Below are 17,497 nucleotides of genomic sequence, written 5' to 3'. Positions count from 1 at the left end.
ATTCTTGGCCTTGAATTTTGGAAAACAACTTTCAAGACGCATGAAAATATCCGAATCTTGCGCAGAATCAAATAAGTTCAAAACCTTTGCCAATTCGGATATTGTCGTTCCGAATTTAAAAAACACGAAAGCATTTTTGAGAAAGATTCAAGCAATGCGCGCCAATTATAAATTGCAACGACTTTTCGTTCATGAACCTTTGTCATTTCACGAAAAATTCGATCTTGACGAAAATCAATCACATTATCTTAAAAATGTCTTGCGGATGAGGGAGGGCAATGAACTTCTGCTTTTTAATGGCAAAGATGGCGAATGGCGTGCAAAAATTGCCGAAGTGAAGAAAAAATCTGTTGTTGTGGAACTTGTCGCCAAAGAAAGAGAGCAACCCCCCGCTTCCGATCTTGTTTATTGTTTCGCCCCGCTCAAACACGCCCGACTGGATTATATGGTGCAAAAAGCGGTTGAAATGGGGGCATCGGTTTTGCAACCGGTTATCACACATTTTACTCAAGCAACGAGGTTGAATGAAGAGCGTATGCGCGCCAATATTATCGAGGCCTCGGAGCAATGCGGGGTTTTATCAATCAGTTCCTGCCGATCTCCGGTTTCGCTTGCAGAACTTTTGGCAAACTGGCAGCCGGAACGTCATCTGATCTTTTGTGATGAAGCCGCTGATACGCAAAATCCATTGGAAATCTTGAAAAAAATGACACCGGCTCCACTTGGAGTTCTTATCGGTCCCGAAGGTGGCTTCAGCGACAAGGAGCGTTCCGAACTCAGGCAATTTCCGTTTGTTCATCCAATTCCTCTAGGCCCCAGAATTTTGCGGGCAGATACTGCGGCTGTCGCCGCGCTTGCCGTTATTGAAGCGACTTTGGGGGATTGGCGAGATGACGGGTAAAGCAGAATGTGAGGCCGGCGGTACTTGAAAGAGCAATGAAAACAGTTCAATGATGAAACAAATCAAGACAAATTGGAAATTGTGAGTTATGGCGCGCGATATTGAAGATGAAACAACAATCAACGGTTTTGACGATTTGGTAAACTATCTCGCTGGCGGCTCGAAAACTCCCGATAAATGGCGTATCGGTACAGAACATGAAAAATTTCCGTTTTTTGTCGAAGGTAACCGCCCTGTCCCTTATGAAGGGAAAAAAAGTATCCGCGCATTGCTTGAAGGTATGCAAGCCATGCTTGGCTGGGAGCCGATACTGGATGAAGGAAAAATTATCGGTTTGCTTGAGCCGACAGGAGCGGGCGCAATTTCACTCGAACCGGGTGGACAATTTGAACTTTCGGGCGCTCCACTTAAAACAATTCATCAGACTTGCCGCGAAGTGAATGCCCATCTTGCACAGGTCAAGGAAATTGCCGCACCTCTCGGCATCGGTTTTTTAGGCCTTGGCGGTAGCCCTAAATGGAAGCTTGATGAAACACCGCAAATGCCGAAATCCCGCTACCACATCATGACAGAATATATGCCAAAAGTCGGGCGGCATGGTCTTGATATGATGTATCGGACCTGCACAATTCAGGTTAATCTCGATTTTTCATCGGAAACCGATATGCGCCGGAAAATGCAGGTTTCGATGAAATTGCAATCAATTGCCACCGCGCTTTTTGCAACATCACCTTTCACTGAAGAAAAACCCAACGGTTTTATGTCATGGCGTTCGGAAATATGGCGCGACACCGATAACCGGCGTTCAGGTGTTCTGCCCTTTGTATTCAATGAAAATTTCGGTTTTGCCGATTATACCGCATGGGCATTGGATGTGCCGATGTATTTTATTGTCCGCGACGGGCATTACCATGATTGCACCAATATAACATTCCGCCAATTTATGGATGGTGCTTTGAAAGGCAAAATCGACGATTATCGTGCGAATATGGGTGATTGGGTCAATCACCTTTCAACATTATTTCCGGAAGTAAGACTCAAACGTTTTCTGGAAATGCGCGGTGCCGATGGCGGCCCGTGGCGGCGTATTTGCGCATTGCCAGCTTTCTGGGTCGGTTTGCTCTATGATGAGGAAGCACTTGAAGACGCTTTTGCAATGACAAAAGACTGGGGCTTTGAAGAAGTTCTCGATATGCGTAACCATGTACCGGTCAAAGGTTTGAAAACACCATTCCGCAATACCACCATTCTCGAACTTGCCCGTCAGGCTCTGGATATTTCCCGCAAAGGCCTTGCCAACCGGAAGAAGCTGAATGCCGAAGGCGATGATGAAACGCGTTTTCTTGATCCGCTTTTCGAGGTTGTGCTGTCAGGAAAATGTGATTCGGAACGTCTGTTGTCAAAATTCCATTCGGTATGGGGTGGTTCTGTCGATCCGGTGTTTCTGGAATATGCCTATTAGGCTTTGCAGCCTGTGTTTAAGGCTTGGTTGAGGAATAAAGCTGAAAGGCGTGCACCAAGAATAGGGCTTCTACCAAGAACAAAAAGGTTGATTGGAACTGTGCCTCACCGGTTATTTAACGGTAGAGAGCGCTTCTTCATGCACAGGGCAACCTGAAGAGAGGCTATCGGGCAGATTGGACAGCCACGACAATATCGTAAAAAATAGAAGCGTTATTTTTTCAATCATTATCATTTTTGAAATAAGCGTTATTGGTGCGGCTTTTTAACTATATTTTTGCATGATAGAAAAATTAAATCCGATTTGTCTTGTTTTTGGACATATTGAATGCCCATATCAATATTGAATAAACAAGAGAGGAAAGGGATTTCTCAATGCAGCATGTCGATATTCCATCAATGACGGATTTTAACAAATTACGAGCGGTAAGGGCGGATGCATGTGTATCAATATACTTGCCGACAACACCTATTACATCCGAAATTGGTGCCAGTAAAATTGAGTATGCCAATCAGGTAAAGGAAGCATTGGCACAATCCCAATCCTTGACAGACAAGCGACGTTTGGCAAGTTTGGAATCACTGTTGACCGGCCTTTCCGATTATGAAGATTTCTGGCTGAAACAGGCACGCAGTCTCGCGGTTCTTGCCACCCCTGATCGTATCTGGACATTTCGTCTTGCAAACCGTTTGAAATCGTTTGTTGAAGTTGCAGACCGGTTTATGCTTAGTCCGCTTCTGCGTTCGATTACATTTGCCCATACGGCTCACGTGGTGGTTATTGCAGAATCAAAAGTCCGACTTATCGAAATTGCAAGTGATATCGAGCCATTTGAAGTCAAAGTGCCGGATATGCCCAAGGACATCAACAGTGCTGTTGGCACCAGTAACGAGAGAATCAGTTCCAATAGTTCGGTGCGGTTGACACAATATTGCCGTCTGATTGATTCAGCTTTGCGTCGTTATCTGACGAGGCCGGATGTTCCTTTGATTATTGGCGGAAATGAAGCAATGATTAATGCGTTCCGTTCGGTTTATAGTGGCAACAACCTTATCGGCGAAATTGTCAATGCAGGACTTGATCGGGCAAACCCGACAGAAATCGGCGATCTTGCGCGCCCCGTTCTTGACCGTTTTTACGAGCGCCAGGTTGCCGATATCCGGTCGCGGTTCGAGCATCTGACAGCCGAAGGGCGTACCACAACAGATATTGCGCTTGCAGCGCGTGCGGCTACCATCGGCCAGATTGATACATTGCTTGCCGATATGGACGAAATGGTTCACGGGACTGTTGATGAAACAACAGGAGCCGTCAGTTTCGGTAAAGAGGGGCCGGATACCTATAATGTGGTCGACGAGATTGCAAGCCGTGTTCTTGCCAATGGCGGCCATGTGCTTGCCGTTCGCAAGAGCGATATTCCCAATCACCAATCGCTTGCAGCGATTTTCCGGTTCAGAATGTAGGAAAACTCCGTTTTGTTGATGCCGCTTGTAAAACGGTCGGCATCGTTCAAAAAGCGAAGATTTTGGTTACAAATATAAACAAAAGCCCGCAACAAATCCTGTTCGGGCTTTTGGATTTTTAACACCTGCGATTTTATGTAACCACAGACCTGTTTGATATGGTAAGCGGGCGGTGATTAGCCGCGGGTACGGCTTTGGCCTTCTTTTGCCGGTTTGAAACCCGGATCAATACTGACAGCCTTTGTATAGGAAGCATAAGCTTTCTTCTTGTCACCACGGTGTTCATAAACCATTGCCTGATTTGACCAGCTTTCGGCAATGTTGCTGTCAAGACGAATAGCCGCATTAAAGTCGTCGAACGCATTGTCCCAATCGCCAAGTGCAGCATAAGAAAGACCGCGGCCATTATAAGGGGCAGGCGCATTGGGTTGGCGCGACATGGCTGCACCGAAATCGGCGATAGCCTGTTGTTGGTCACCACGTGCCTGTTCGATAAGTGCACGGTTGTGCCACGCACGCCCGTCGGTTGTACCAGCCTGAATAGCACTATTGAAATCGTTATAGGCAAGATCAAGCTTGCCACTTAAACGATAAACATTGCCGCGTCCGATCAATGCAACATCATAATTCGGGTTGATCGCCAAAGCGCGATTGTAATCGGCAATAGCTGCCGACATATTTCCTGTATTACGATAAATCAAAGCCCGATTGGCATAGGCTTTATAGAAATTGGGGTCGAGTGCTATAGCGGACGTAAAATCGGCAATCGCTTCCTTGCTGCGTCCGGCACGTCCATAAGCCGAGCCGCGTACATTGTAGCCTTCAGGGTCACGGGGATTGGCTTTAATAACGGCTGTAAGCGAGGAGATATTCTCGTGCGAACCTTGAGCAACGTCTTCAGGATCAAGCACACTATTGGTCGTGCTGCACCCCGCCAAAACAACAGCACCTAAAAGAAAGAAAGCGGACAGTTTCAATTTTTTCATCGGGCACGATCCTGTTACAGACGATTCTACGATTTTCACGTCAACATATTTCAAGACTATATAACAAAAAAGTGGAAATGCGCTCTGCATCTCCACTCGAATGAGGCGAAATTAGACTTCGCAGAATCCGGCTTCTGCCTGAATATATTAAACCTTGCGAGCGCAAACCCTACAAGTCTAACCGAATTCCGGCAAAATTCCGAATATTAGTGGGCAGAACCGCGGCCGCTCACCAAGCCTTCACGCTGTGCGCGCTTGCGTGCCAACTTACGGGCACGACGGACAGCCTCGGCCTTTTCACGGGCGCGCTTTTCCGATGGCTTTTCATAATGACCGCGCATCTTCATTTCACGGAAGATGCCTTCACGTTGCATTTTCTTTTTGAGCGCACGGAGCGCCTGGTCAACATTGTTATCGCGAACGAGTACTTGCACGTTTAATCCTGCTTTGTTTTACTATCTCGGTTAAATGGGTACATCCCAAACATCCCTAACCTATAAAGGCCAAGGTTTCAAATGATTGGGCTGCCAATACCACATAAAAGGCGTGCTTGTCTATATTGCTTTTATAAAAGCTGTGTTTTTTAAAAAATGCTTGGCCTTTATCGGCCTGTAAAGAAGAGAAAAGGCAAAAATAGGCCGAAACAACCACAATTTTTAGATCGTTATCGAAATTCCAAAGGTTCTTTTTAATAAAATATCGGCAATTCAAACCAAACGGGAAAAGTAAAAGAACAAGAACCGACTCACCTGTTCGATATTTTTGGAATTTCCATCATTATTGAAGATAGGGGGAGATTGAAGATAGGGGGAGTTCAGTTTTTTTAAGTTCATCTTTTTTAAGGTGTGCCCTCTGTTTCAAGTATGAAACCCCTTAATTCAAGTGTGAAGCCCCGTATTTCAAGTGTGAAGCCCCCTATTTCAAGAGCGAAGAAATAGAGCGATAAAACGCATATTGCACAAAATTTGCTTTTGATCGTCAAAGATACTGTCTATTGATCGGAAAAAATAACCGTACACAAAACGGCTTTTATTTTGCCAGTCTTTCCGACGAAGGCTTGTTCTCCTGGTTGCCCCTTGTTACTTGGCATTTGCTTGCGCGGGCTTGGCCTTTATTGTTTCAAAGTCCGGATACTTGACCCCGTTAACTACCGATTTTGGCAAAATGAAAAGGAAACGGCCGGTGTCTTTTAACCGGTTTTTTTAAAAATGCCGAAATAAAGTTGGCAGAACAGCCGCACGGGATTTCAGAGCTGAAACCTTTTCAATAAAGCTTATGAAGCCTTTGGCGGCACCATGGCTATTGTTATCCAGTCGGCTGTCAAAGCCGGTTTTTTCACATTTTCGATTTCAAGGGTTACAGCATAATGGAAAACAATTCTTCCCGATGGGCGAATTTCCGCATCGCTCAAAACAAAATGGGCACGCACCTTTGCACCGGTTTTGACAGGGCTCATCAAGCGCACTTTGTCAAAACCGTAATTGATTCCCATTGTTGTGCCTTCAAGCTCCGGAAGGGCTTCATAGGCCAATGTCGATAGAAGCGAAAGGGTTAGAAAGCCATGGGCAATTGTACCGCCAAAAGGCGTTTCGCTGGCGCGTTTTTCGTCAACATGGATCCATTGATGGTCGTCGGTCGCATCGGCAAACTGGTTAATCATTTCCTGTGTGACAGTACGCCAATCCGAAACGCCCACCTCTTTGCCGATTGAAGCGGGAATATCATCAACAGTCACTTTGCCGGGCATGAGCTTCTTCCTTGTTCAATATCTTCCGTCAGCTATGCGCCCGAATTGTTATGGACGCATTCTTTTTCAAGTTCTCACGGTGCTTATATATGTCAAATATATTTCGCGCAAATTTTTGTTTTCAAAACGGGCGGTTTTGTCATCCCTCTATTTGCTTGCGATCAATGACGAGCCTTGCAATTCTCTATCGTTGTTATTAGACCTTTGAAGAAAAGATTATGCGTTGAACGACTGATAAAGCCCTATATCGGAAATAGTTATATCGGGGTGTGATGGTTCGTTTTTTACGGGAGAATTTTTTGAAATGACAAGCAATGTAGCTCTTATCGGTTTGGCCCGCGACCTTAAAAAACGTGAGGAAAGCGGCAAGCCTATCCGCATAGGGCTGGTAGGTTGCGGGGAAATGGGAACCGACCTTTTGACAGGCGTTGCCCATATGGATGGCATCGAGGTTGCAGCCGTTTCGACACGAACACCTGAACGGGTGATGGATGCGGCAAAAATTGCCTATGACGAGCAAGGACATGCAAAGGAAGTTTCCAATGCGTCGGAAATGACAGCAGCAATCGAACAAGGGAAAATCGCCGCCACCGACGATCTTGATATGTTGCTGAAAAACGAGCTTGTCGATGTTATTGTCGATGCGACAGGCTATCCTGAAGCGGGAGCCGAAATCGGCTATAAAACGCTGCAAAACAACAAACACCTCGTTATGATGAATGTTGAAGCCGATGTCACGATTGGCCCCTATCTCAAACATGAAGCCGAAAAACGCGGCCTTATCTACACGCTCGGTGCGGGTGACGAGCCATCTTCCTGCATGGAACTGATCGAATTTGTTTCAGCACTCGGACACAATGTTGTTGCTGCCGGAAAAGGCAAAAACAACCCGCTCGATTTTGATGCAGTCCCCGATCATTATGAAGAAGAAGCAAAAAGGCGCAATATGAATGTGCGTATGCTTGTCGAATTCATTGATGGTTCAAAAACCATGGTCGAAATGACGGCGATTGCCAATGCAACCGGCCTTGTTCCCGATTGTCCCGGAATGCATGGCCCGAAAGCCGACATAGACCGCCTGAACAAGGTGCTCGTTCCTGAAAAAGATGGTGGCGTTTTGTCAAAATCCGGCGTTGTCGACTATTCGATCGGGCGGGGCGTTTCACCGGGGGTTTTTGTGGTTGCAGAAATGCGCCACCCGCGTGTTTGGGAACGTATGGAAGACCTGAAAATCGGTGAAGGGCCTTATTTTACATTCCATCGCCCTTATCATCTTACAGCTATGGAAGTGCCGCTCACCTGCGCACGCGTCATGCTCTACAGAAAGGCCGATATGGTCCCGCTCGATCGGCCTGTTGCAGAAGTATGCGCCGTTGCCAAGAAAGATTTGAAACCCGGTGACAAGCTCGATTTTATCGGACTTTATACCTATCGCGCATGGAATATGACAGTCGAAGATGCAAGGAAAAACGAGGCAATTCCCTGTGGTTTGCTTGAAGGGGCAACAGTCACCGCACCGATCAAGAAAAACGGGCTGATTACTGCAAAAAATGTGTCGATCAATGAAAACCAGTGGATTGCACGCCTACGCAAAAAACAGGATAAGCTCATTTACGGCTGATCGGGATTTTTAGAAACCGGTCATTCATAATCGTTCCTATTGCAATCTTTATTGATCGGGAATGAGTTACTCATCATCGTTCCAATGGCAATCTTTATTGATCGGGAAAGTTTTGAAATTGCCGGTTTTGCAAAGAAGGTAGCCCCCGTTCGTTGAATTTTTTATTCTTCGACACAGTAGCGAGGGGCTTTTGCATAGTCCGGTACGTCACATGTTTTATGGATGTCGTCCGGATAAGGGCAGACGAATTTCAAAAACAGATCTGCAAAACGTGAAGCAAAATATGCAGTGAAACGTGCGGTGAAACGCGCAGAAAAATGCGCATCAATACTATCTAAAGTCTGGTTCAACTGATATGGCAGAACAAGCTTTTACCTCTTTGGAAGCGCCCGCATCTATTAGCGGTGGTTCCGGCTAGAGAATGAGTGATCGTTGAAAGCCGCGCGCCCGCAGTTCAATTGATTTTACTGTCAAAAGCTGGAGCGGAAACTTCAAGAAAAACACAACAAGACAAACAGTTAAGCGCAATTTTATAAGCGCGATTTATAAGCGCAAATGTATAGGTGCAAATGCGCTAAATTATCTTCCGAGAAAGGGTGAAAGGCGGAAGCCTATAATGTCGCCGTAAAAAAGATGATAGCGACGGGTATTTCCGATCATCCATGTCAATTCGGAACGCGGGGTTTGCGCGGTTTGGTGAGGACATTCCAGTAGAGAACGACGAAACCTGAAAAAGCCAGAATCCATAAAGTTCCGGCAAGGTGAAGTGTTGGCAGATTGTTATCGGCAATGCCGGCAAAAAGCCGCAGCCAGACCGATAGGAAAAGTGCAAGGTAAACCAGCACAACCGGCCAGGAAACCGTAAGCGGGCGGCCTGCGTGGCCAAGGCTTGCACGCGTCATAACGGCCATTGTCATCATACCGATGCCACCGGCCATCCATAAATGTTGTACAGGTGCGCGCCCCCCCGGAATAATTCCGAATGTGCCAAGCGCCAAAGCGATAAACCCTAGCGGAATAAACAGAAAGCCGACATGAAGCACAAAAACCAGCGGTTCTTTCAAAGTTGCCAAACCCCGCCACCTTTGAAGACGGTAAAGATTGGCAATGCCACAAAGGCCGCATAATAGGGCAGTCAATTTCGTATCGGGAAAAAGAATCCACAAAACGAGGCAAATAGCCGTAAAGATCATAATGGTTTGGTCGACGCGCCCGTGGGGAGCCGGCAGTTTTGTGTTCCCGCGTTTGGCAAGCCAATTACGCGTAAAGCTTGGCACAATCCGGCCGCCAATAATGGCAATGAGGAAAACCGCAATGGCAAGGGCAAGACGTGCACCATAACCATCGGCAGCATAGACACCATTGAAAGCTTCACAGTCGAAAATCAGATTGGCGCAGAAAAGCAGAACAAGCAAAATAAGCACTTTGAGATTGCGCCAATTTTTTCCATAAATAATTTCGCGGCCGATTGCGATGGTAAAAAGAAACGGGAACAGCAAATCAAGCCCGACTGTTACTGTCGCAGGCAGATCGGATGAAAGCACCATGGCAATGCGCCCGATAAGCCACAAGGATACGAGACCCAAAAGCGGCCAGCCGACAATGGGCAAACGACCGGTCCAATTGGGAACGGCAGTCATCAAAAAACCGGCAATGACGGCCCATAAATAACCGAAAAGAAAGCTGTGGGCGTGCCAGGAAAACGGATCAATCCCGATTGCCAGCACATCTTTGCCGGAAAAAAGGAAAATCCAGATAAACAGGCTGAATACAGCCCAGATACTAGCAAACAGAAAAAACGGACGATAACCGTAACTCAAAAGTGCCGGGCCTTGCCACGCTCTCATCTGTTCGGCTGAACTTGCCATGATCGTTCCTCAAAAAAAATGCCGCCTTGATGGCGGCATTTTAAGGTTTATTCCATGGCTTTGACAATGCTTTCGACCATTTTTTTGGCATCGCCAAAAAGCATCATGGTGTTGTCACGGAAAAACAGTTCGTTTTCAACGCCCGCATAGCCGGTTCCCATACCGCGTTTCAGGAACAGAACTGTTCCCGCTTTCGACACGTCGAGAATCGGCATACCATAAATCGGCGAAGATGGATCCGATTTGGCGGCAGGGTTGGTCACGTCATTGGCGCCAATGACAAAAGCAACATCTGCTTCGGCAAATTCGGAATTGATATCGTCAAGCTCGAAGACTTCGTCATAGGGCACATTGGCTTCGGCAAGCAGCACATTCATGTGACCGGGCATACGACCGGCAACCGGATGAATGGCATATTTGACTTCGACACCGTTTTCCTTGAGCTTGTCGGCCATTTCACGCAATGCATGCTGAGCCTGTGCAACGGCCATGCCATATCCCGGTACAATAATGACCTTATTGGCGTTTTTCATAATGAATGCGGCGTCGTCGGCCGAACCCTGTTTGACAGGACGGCGTTCCACTTCATTATTTCCGGCAGGGCCGGCGCTTTCGCCACCGAAACCGCCGAGGATCACGGAAATGAACGAGCGGTTCATGCCCTTACACATAATGTAGGAAAGAATAGCTCCCGATGAACCAACCAGCGCACCGGTGATGATAAGAGCCATATTTCCGAGCGTAAAGCCGATACCTGCGGCAGCCCATCCCGAATAGGAATTGAGCATGGAAACAACAACCGGCATATCCGCGCCACCGATCGGCACAATCAATGTGACACCGATAACAAGCGACAAAAGCACAATGAGCCAGAAAACCAGATGACTTTCGGTTCCGACAAGCGTTGCGATGAGGAGAACAATTGCCACTGTAAGGACAATATTGATGAGGTGACGGTTCGGCAAAATAATCGGTTTACCGGACATGCGCCCATCAAGTTTCAGGAACGCGATAATGGAACCGGTAAAAGTGATTGCACCGATTGCAACACCGATTGCCATTTCAACAAGTGCCCGCCCGTGGATAGAGCCGATTTCGCCAATGCCGAAGGAATGCGGCGAATAAAGCGCACCGGCAGCCACCATAACGGCAGCAAGGCCGACAAGCGAATGGAAAAAGGCAACAAGTTGCGGCATTGCAGTCATGGCGATGCGGCGGGCAATGACTGCACCGATAGCACCACCAATGGCAAGACCTATAATAATAAGGACAAGACCGCCAAAGCTCGGACGGGCAAGCAATAATGTTGTGATGATGGCAACCGCCATGCCGACCATGCCATAGGCATTGCCCTTGCGGCTGGTTGTCGGATGGGAAAGTCCGCGCAGTGCCATGATGAACAGGACACCGGAGACGAGATAAAGAAAGGCTGCAAAATTAACACTCATAGGTTCAAGCCTCACTTATCTTTTTTCTTGTACATGGCAAGCATGCGCTGGGTAACGAGGAAGCCGCCGAAAATATTGACGCTTGCAAGTACCAAAGCGATGAAACCGAAAGTGCTTGCCAGACCTGAAGCCGAAAGGCCGACAGCAAGCAGCGCACCAACGACGATAACCGAAGAAATTGCGTTGGTAACAGCCATGAGCGGTGTGTGGAGAGCCGGAGTGACGGCCCAGACAACATAATAGCCGACAAAAATCGCCAGTACGAAGATCGCAAACTGGAAAATGAACGGGTCAATAACACCGCCTGTCGCATTGTGAACGGCTTCAGCCGCATTATTGGAAATTTGGCCGCCTGCTTCACGCACAGCAGCAATGGCCTGATCGAGACCTTGAAGGGCTTTGTCGAGAGCCTCGTTAGACATTATTTGGCTCCTTTTTCATTTGGTTTTTTATCGGCTTTGGCGGCCGGTTCTTTAGATTTTGACGATGTATGCTTTGCCGGTTTTTCAACCTTTTCATCGGCTTTTTTTGCCGCGGTTGTTTTTGACGAAGCCGGTTTCTTATCGGCGTCTTTTTCACCCGATTCTTCTACAAAACGGGGATGAACAACATGACCGTCAAAAGTAAGCAATGTGGCTTTAACAAGCTCGTCATTCCGGTCGATAGTAAACGCCTTCGTTTCCTTGTTTGTCATAATATCGACAAAGGCATAAAGATTGCGCGCATAAAGCTGGGAAGCGGTGGCGGCAATGCGACCCGGAACATTGGTAAAGCCGATAATTTTAACGCCTTCCACTTCAACAACCTTGTCAGCGACAGCGCCTTCGACATTGCCACCTCTTTCAACGGCAAGATCAACCACGACCGAACCCTGACGCATGGTTTTAAGCATATCCTTGGTAATCAGGCGCGGTGCCGGACGACCGGGAATCAACGCGGTTGTAATAACAATATCCTGTTTGGCAATATGCTCGGCAGTCAAAGCCGCTTGCTTTTGCTGATATTCTTTCGACATTTCCTTGGCATAGCCGCCAGCCGTTTCGGCAGCTTTGAATTCATCATCCTCGACGGCGATGAATTTTGCACCGAGTGAAGCGACCTGCTCTTTTGCCGCAGGGCGCACGTCATTTGCCGTAACAGATGCACCAAGACGCCGCGCGGTGGCAATGGCCTGAAGACCGGCAACACCGGCGCCCATAACAAAAACCTTGGCAGCCGGAACGGTTCCTGCGGCTGTCATCATCATGGGAAGGGCGCGGTCATAATATTCGGCGGCATCAATCACCGCCTGATAACCGGCAAGGTTTGCCTGTGATGACAAAACATCCATGACTTGTGCACGCGTAATGCGCGGCATGAATTCCATCGAAAAGGCATTCAATCCGGCTTTGGCCATGGCCTTGACATCATCCTCGTGACCGAATGGATCAAGAATGCCGATGAGGTTGGCACCCTTTTTATAGAGGGATATTTCCTTGGCATCCGGACGGCGCAATTTCAAAATGATGTCGGCTTTATTTGCCTCGTTTGCACCAACGATTTTTGCACCGGCTTCCTTGTAGTCCTCGTCACTTATCAAGGACTGGAGACCGGCACCTTTCTCGACCGACACATCATAGCCGAGATTGATAAGCTTTTTGACAGTTTCCGGAGACGCGGCAACGCGCGTTTCCCCTTCGGCTGTTTCTTTGGCAACAAAAATTGTTTGACCCAAATGTTATCTCCTTGAGTTTTCGGAAAGAGAAGCTGCTTTTGACAGTCTTTTCTCCCCACCTATTCACAATGCCGGATTATTTCACGAAAAAATTGAAACGGTTTAGTTTTAACGGTAAAACCATATCATTTCCAGTGCTTTTGATAAAATTTCGCATTTCGCGCTATGGCTTTTGAAAAGTCCACAAAAAGTCTTCATCAAAATGATTGAATTTAAAAAATCGAACATTTGACAAAAGTCCGTTTTTCAAAAATATTGGTCGAATGGCTGGTCAAAGAGCTTGAGGGCAAAACCAATGACTGACTGTTTAAAACCGCTTGTAGCTGTACCGGCAGATTGCCCTTGTTTTGACGGTTATGTCTGGCATGGTGCGCCTCAACAATATCTTGAAGCGGCTTCAAAGGTAGCCGATGTTGCCCCTCTTATTGTGCCGTCACTTGGGCGGGATGCCGATATTCAATCCATACTTGCGGTGGTTGACGGTGTTCTTATCACCGGCGCAAAATCCAATGTAAATCCGGCGCGTTATGGTGAAAAAGCAACGGCTGACCACGAACCGTTCGATTTTTCCCGCGACGAGACATCTTTTTTTCTCATTGACGCTGCAATCAGGCAAGGTTTGCCGCTTCTTGCAATCTGCCGCGGTATACAGGAACTCAATGTCGCTCTCGGCGGAACGCTTTCACCGGCGCTGCAAAAAATACCGGGGAAGCTCGACCATAGAGCGAATGATAAAAATGACAGTGACAAAAAATTCGCCATCAGGCAACCGGTTCACGTGAGCGGTAATACATCGCTTTCAAAAATAGTAGGAACTGGTGAAATCATGGTGAATTCTGTTCACCAACAGGGAATCAATAAGTTGGCGCCGCGTCTTGTTGCCGAAGCGACAGCCCCCGACGGCACAATTGAAGCTGTCAGTGTGAAGGACGCAAAAGATTTTGCGCTTGGTGTCCAATGGCACCCTGAATATTGGGCAACAAGCGACGAGCCATCCAATAAAATATTCAAGGCATTCGGTGCGGCAGTGCATCATCATAAAGATAAACGTCTTGAAAAATAACAAGCACTTAAGAAATGTAAAAACCCCTTGTGCAATCAGGGCAACATCGGGAAAGTAAAAATCCGTTCAAGATTGCGGCCACTTTTTATTTCTGTTCCGGAATGGATAACTCTTGATTTCCAAAGCCGTTATAGCATTGTTTAAAGAACTTTGCGGCCATGTAAAAGCAATCAATTATATATATTTAAGAGAAATTCGATCGCTTTCCCGCTATATGTTTTTAAAAGGAATTTGATTGTATTTCCGCAATTGGTTAGCGGCCTGCCAACAAAAATTTCGCCATTCTTAAGGTTCGATTTTTAATCTTGCACCTCTTTTTTCACGATGCACTCCAATTCTACTGTGAAAGGAACGGAAGCGGGCAAAAAAGATCGCTGCCTGACGTTGAGCGAAAGTCATTCTAAAATATCGGAGATTTCGGTTTTTTCAGTCTTTTCGCGGCACCATGCGGCCGGTTGACTGGCGAATGCGCAGTTCCGGTTTAATGAGGTCATGACCGTTTTTGACTTCGATACCGTTTAAAAGGTCAAGGAGAGCACGCGCTGCACGTCTTCCGACTTCCCGCTGACCATTCCAGACTGTCGTGAGTGCAGGAGTGGCAATTTCCGCTTCCTCAAGATCATCATAGCCGGTCACAGAAATATCCCGTCCTGCAACAAGGCCCGCACGGGCAATTCCGTTCATCAAGCCGATTGCGGCAAGATCATTGAAGCAGACAGCGGCAGTGGGTTTATCTTTGAGTGCCAGAAATTGCGGAGCAATCTCGAAGCCTGCCTGTTTGGTTCGCGGTCCTTCAAGACGCCATTCCGGTTTGACCTCAAGTCCGGCAAGTTGCATGGCATGGCGATAGCCTTCATAACGGTCACGGCCTGTCGAGGTATAATCTGTACCGCCAACCATGGCGATGCATTTATGCCCGAGCGAGATAAGATGGTTGGTGGCAAGCGAAATGCCGTAAGTATCGTCGCCACGGAAAACCGGTACGTCGACCCCTTCGACATGGCGGGCGACAAAGACAACAGGCAAACCGTTATTTTGTGCCATTTCAATGTCTTTTGCGGGTGTGCCGATTGCCGGTGACATAATGACACCATCTGCACCAAGCTGGAGAAGCGTTTCCAGAAAATTGCGTTGCTTATCCAACTGGTCGTAATGGTTGGAAAGGATGAATGTCTGGCGCGAACGGTCAAGCTCTGTTTCGATGGAGCGCAAGATTTCGGCAAAAAACGGATTCATAATGTCATGGACGACGACACCGACAATGCCTGATCGCGATGTCCGCAAACTTGCTGCGCGTCTGTTATAAATATAGCCGATATTACGTGCATAATTCTTGATTTTCTCACGCGTATCGTCGGCAACGAGCGGACTGTCACGAAGTGCGAGCGAAACCGTAGCAGTCGATACATTCAATGCATCGGCAATTGTGGAAAGTTTGATTTTTTGCGCCAACGCTTCTCATCCTCTTGAGATAGAATTGATCGAGGTTCCCCCAACCTCATGCCAATGGAATAGATAGCCCCTTGTCCGGTTCGAGAAAAGCCTAAAACCGGATACAGCACATAGGAAACGGCGTTTTAAACAAGGTTTTCAAAACAAAACTGCGTTATATTCGGGGAAGATGAAAGCTTATTTCCAAACAACCGGTATTTTAATTGCAACCAAAGCAAAACGAAACAGACGATATATTGAAAAAATAAAGAGAGGAGATATGAAAAGATAAGGAGAGAATTAAAAAAATTGACCACTCCTTATCATCCGTCAATCACCCGTTCATTTATTCATCAGGCTAGAATATGCCGTTTTCATTTTCGGCATAGATATTGGATAATTCCAATTGTTGTTCTTCCACATTTTTTTGAATACGTCCCAATAATTTAAGAAGGGTGACATGTTCATTTTCGTTAAGACCATGGGTAATATCGCGTTCGGTTGCAGCAATAGCCGCCTCGATAAGCTTTACAACCTTGTGGCCGTCTTTCGTCAGAAACACATGGAGCTGGCGCTGGTCCTTGTGCGAACCGCGTTTGGTAACAAAACCCTGTTCTTGCAAACGTGCAATTGTCTTTGTCACTGTAGGCGGTTTTACGCCGAGTTGTTTTGCCAGACTGCCGGGAGACTGGCCATCATTCAAAGCCAGTGAAAGAATTATCCGGTCTTGCCCCGCATATAAGCCGAATTCATAAAGCCGACGTGCTAACAACGTTTTCATCATTCTGGCAGTGGATTGAACGATGTCCAGTGCCGGTATCTGGTTTTTCTCGATCATTTAGGTTATGTCTCCCCGAAGACGTTTCTAAAGAATTATCTGATTGCGTATAGTATTCCAGTCTGATTCGTTTCTGCGCGTTGAGGTGCATTTTATTCTATAGTTTTAAAAAGATAACAAAACTGTATATAAAAAAGAAGAAAGAATTTTATCAGGATTTGAGACAGTGGGAAAAAAAGATAAAACAATTGCCATTTTACCACTCGGTGCTCACGAATATCATGGCGAGCATTTGCCGCTCACAACAGATGCTGTAATCGCACAAGCATTTGCCAAAAATATTGAAAAACTATCTTGTGATAGACAAAAAATTATTATACTAGAGGGTGAGAATATTGGTTATTCGGTTGAACATGGTGGTCGTGAAGGTACGCAAACACTTGAATATTCTCAAGCAATAGACCGGTGGGTTGCAATTGGCGCCGATTGCTACAAAAACGGAATAGACAGGTTTCTTATTCTCAATGCCCATGGCGGCAATTCGCCATTGATGAATATTGTCATAACCGAATTGCGCTGTCGTTTCAAAATGCTCGCTGTCGCCACCAGTTGGGGACGCTTCGGTCTTCCTGAAGGTTTGATGACGGTCGAGGAAAAAGCCCTTGATATTCATGCAGGCTTTATCGAAACCTCGCTTATGCTTTATCTTGCACCCGAAACGGTCAATATGGAAAAAGCGCAAAATTTTTCCAATTGGCAAAAAGAGCTTCAAGAAAAATTCAAATATCTGCGGGCTTACGGGCCATTTCCATTCGGTTGGAAAATGGCGGATATTAATAGATCGGGTGCTGCAGGAAACGCACTTGCCGCAAATAGAGAGGCAGGGAAAGCGATATTCGATCACGCGATGGAAGGTTTTCGCGGCCTTGTTGAAGATATGTTTGCTTTTGATATTGACGAACTTTCCTAGAAAGCCTTTTTCCCAAAGCTAGAAATTGTTAGCGACATTGCCTAT

The 17,497-nt window shown here is 46.7% G+C and carries 16 protein-coding genes; 6 read left to right on the top strand and 10 right to left on the bottom strand.

Annotated elements, in window-relative coordinates:
* The first annotated feature begins 154 nt into the window (after nucleotides 1-154).
* From GQS64_RS11575 to GQS64_RS11565, 3 genes are all read left to right on the top strand, one after another.
* On the top strand, nucleotides 155-901 hold the full coding sequence (locus GQS64_RS11575; protein ID WP_077993799.1) for a 16S rRNA (uracil(1498)-N(3))-methyltransferase: 747 nt from the start codon (nucleotides 155-157) through the stop codon (nucleotides 899-901).
* An 88-nt stretch (nucleotides 902-989) separates the two neighbouring features.
* Nucleotides 990-2,363, top strand: a complete 1,374-nt coding sequence (locus GQS64_RS11570; RefSeq protein WP_198231710.1) for a glutamate--cysteine ligase — start codon at nucleotides 990-992, stop codon at nucleotides 2,361-2,363.
* Nucleotides 2,364-2,737: 374 nt separating this feature from the next.
* Nucleotides 2,738-3,826, top strand: a complete 1,089-nt coding sequence (locus GQS64_RS11565) for a hypothetical protein (RefSeq protein WP_077993796.1) — start codon at nucleotides 2,738-2,740, stop codon at nucleotides 3,824-3,826.
* 176 nt (nucleotides 3,827-4,002) lie between these two features.
* On the opposite strand, the gene GQS64_RS11560 is transcribed toward GQS64_RS11565, so the two are convergent.
* The 3 genes from GQS64_RS11560 to GQS64_RS11550 form a co-directional block, all read right to left on the bottom strand.
* Nucleotides 4,003-4,812 carry a tetratricopeptide repeat protein gene (locus GQS64_RS11560; protein ID WP_077993794.1) on the bottom strand — a complete coding sequence of 270 codons (810 nt, stop codon included), beginning with the start codon at nucleotides 4,810-4,812 and terminating at the stop codon, nucleotides 4,003-4,005.
* 206 nt (nucleotides 4,813-5,018) lie between these two features.
* Nucleotides 5,019-5,246: a 30S ribosomal protein S21 gene (rpsU, locus tag GQS64_RS11555; protein WP_077972783.1), complete on the bottom strand. Its 228-nt coding sequence runs from the start codon at nucleotides 5,244-5,246 to the stop codon at nucleotides 5,019-5,021.
* 839 nt (nucleotides 5,247-6,085) lie between these two features.
* Nucleotides 6,086-6,559 (bottom strand): MaoC family dehydratase, encoded by a 474-nt coding sequence (locus tag GQS64_RS11550; protein ID WP_077993792.1) that lies wholly within the window; start codon nucleotides 6,557-6,559, stop codon nucleotides 6,086-6,088.
* Between the two features lie 304 nt (nucleotides 6,560-6,863).
* Here GQS64_RS11550 and GQS64_RS11545 point away from each other — a divergent pair, with 304 nt between their 5' ends.
* A complete protein-coding gene (locus GQS64_RS11545; RefSeq protein WP_198231709.1) occupies nucleotides 6,864-8,180 on the top strand; it encodes an NAD(P)H-dependent oxidoreductase in 1,317 nt (438 codons plus the stop codon).
* Nucleotides 8,181-8,341: 161 nt separating this feature from the next.
* On the opposite strand, the gene GQS64_RS11540 is transcribed toward GQS64_RS11545, so the two are convergent.
* The 5 genes from GQS64_RS11540 to GQS64_RS11520 form a co-directional block, all read right to left on the bottom strand.
* Nucleotides 8,342-8,530 carry a hypothetical protein gene (locus tag GQS64_RS11540; protein WP_198231708.1) on the bottom strand — a complete coding sequence of 63 codons (189 nt, stop codon included), beginning with the start codon at nucleotides 8,528-8,530 and terminating at the stop codon, nucleotides 8,342-8,344.
* Between the two features lie 315 nt (nucleotides 8,531-8,845).
* Nucleotides 8,846-10,048, bottom strand: a complete 1,203-nt coding sequence (locus GQS64_RS11535; protein WP_198231707.1) for an NnrS family protein — start codon at nucleotides 10,046-10,048, stop codon at nucleotides 8,846-8,848.
* Nucleotides 10,049-10,095: 47 nt separating this feature from the next.
* Nucleotides 10,096-11,496 (bottom strand): NAD(P)(+) transhydrogenase (Re/Si-specific) subunit beta, encoded by a 1,401-nt coding sequence (locus GQS64_RS11530; RefSeq protein WP_077993785.1) that lies wholly within the window; start codon nucleotides 11,494-11,496, stop codon nucleotides 10,096-10,098.
* Nucleotides 11,497-11,507: 11 nt separating this feature from the next.
* Nucleotides 11,508-11,918, bottom strand: a complete 411-nt coding sequence (locus tag GQS64_RS11525; protein WP_198231706.1) for a proton-translocating transhydrogenase family protein — start codon at nucleotides 11,916-11,918, stop codon at nucleotides 11,508-11,510.
* The gene (locus GQS64_RS11520; protein WP_198231705.1) at nucleotides 11,918-13,210 is read right to left on the bottom strand and encodes a Re/Si-specific NAD(P)(+) transhydrogenase subunit alpha; all 1,293 of its coding nucleotides are present in this window, start codon (nucleotides 13,208-13,210) and stop codon (nucleotides 11,918-11,920) included. Before GQS64_RS11520 ends, GQS64_RS11525 begins: the two co-directional genes overlap by 1 nt.
* 295 nt (nucleotides 13,211-13,505) lie before the next feature.
* Here GQS64_RS11520 and GQS64_RS11515 point away from each other — a divergent pair, with 295 nt between their 5' ends.
* On the top strand, nucleotides 13,506-14,273 hold the full coding sequence (locus GQS64_RS11515) for a gamma-glutamyl-gamma-aminobutyrate hydrolase family protein (protein ID WP_198231704.1): 768 nt from the start codon (nucleotides 13,506-13,508) through the stop codon (nucleotides 14,271-14,273).
* A 426-nt stretch (nucleotides 14,274-14,699) separates the two neighbouring features.
* On the opposite strand, the gene GQS64_RS11510 is transcribed toward GQS64_RS11515, so the two are convergent.
* Together GQS64_RS11510 and GQS64_RS11505 are read right to left on the bottom strand one after the other, a co-directional pair.
* A complete protein-coding gene (locus tag GQS64_RS11510) occupies nucleotides 14,700-15,725 on the bottom strand; it encodes a LacI family DNA-binding transcriptional regulator (RefSeq protein WP_077993777.1) in 1,026 nt (341 codons plus the stop codon).
* A gap of 337 nt (nucleotides 15,726-16,062) precedes the next feature.
* The gene (locus GQS64_RS11505; protein ID WP_198231703.1) at nucleotides 16,063-16,542 is read right to left on the bottom strand and encodes a MarR family winged helix-turn-helix transcriptional regulator; all 480 of its coding nucleotides are present in this window, start codon (nucleotides 16,540-16,542) and stop codon (nucleotides 16,063-16,065) included.
* Nucleotides 16,543-16,708: 166 nt separating this feature from the next.
* Between GQS64_RS11505 and GQS64_RS11500 the strand changes: the two genes are divergently transcribed.
* Entirely contained in the window at nucleotides 16,709-17,452 is a 744-nt protein-coding gene (locus GQS64_RS11500; RefSeq protein ID WP_198231702.1) for a creatininase family protein, read from the top strand.
* Nucleotides 17,453-17,497: the final 45 nt, after the last annotated feature.

The organism is Bartonella sp. P0282 (assembly GCF_048452985.1).
Taxonomy (GTDB): domain Bacteria; phylum Pseudomonadota; class Alphaproteobacteria; order Rhizobiales; family Rhizobiaceae; genus Bartonella; species Bartonella choladocola.
Note: the sequence above shows the minus strand (reverse complement) of the source record. Positions and strands in the feature narration are given on the sequence as shown.